The organism is Mesorhizobium sp. M2E.F.Ca.ET.209.01.1.1, from assembly GCF_004010375.2.
In the GTDB taxonomy this organism is placed as follows: domain Bacteria; phylum Pseudomonadota; class Alphaproteobacteria; order Rhizobiales; family Rhizobiaceae; genus Mesorhizobium.
On the sequence record NZ_SADP02000744.1, the window covers coordinates 1 to 326 of the forward strand.

General features: G+C 65.3%; 1 pseudogene. It reads right to left on the reverse strand.

Annotation, left to right across the window (positions count from 1 at the left end):
- Positions 1–20: 20 nt before the first annotated feature.
- Positions 21–326 (reverse strand): annotated as a pseudogene (locus tag EN852_RS41940) (MFS transporter); the annotation flags it as partial.

The window sequence follows — 326 nt, forward strand, 5'->3', positions numbered from 1 at the left end:
GCCACGCGCGCGCCAACCTGTCATGGGCCGACCAGGGCGCCAAGGCCAACGGCGGCTGCAAGGCCGACGCCGCGCAATTGCAACAAGGTGAGCAGGTGGACGGAGAGCATGGACGCGATCATCGCGGCCAAGGTTTGGATGGAGGCAAGCAATATGAAGCGTGTCCGCGTCCTGCTCCTAGTTGTCAGCTTTTTCGACCCCGGTTCCGCTGGCTCGGGCGCCGCGGTCGGAGGCGGCGGAATGACCCAGAGGTGGAGCGGCAGACAGATCGCCAAATGGATGGCGGCGTAGGAAAGGCAGGCAATGCGCCAACCGCCATGCTCGAC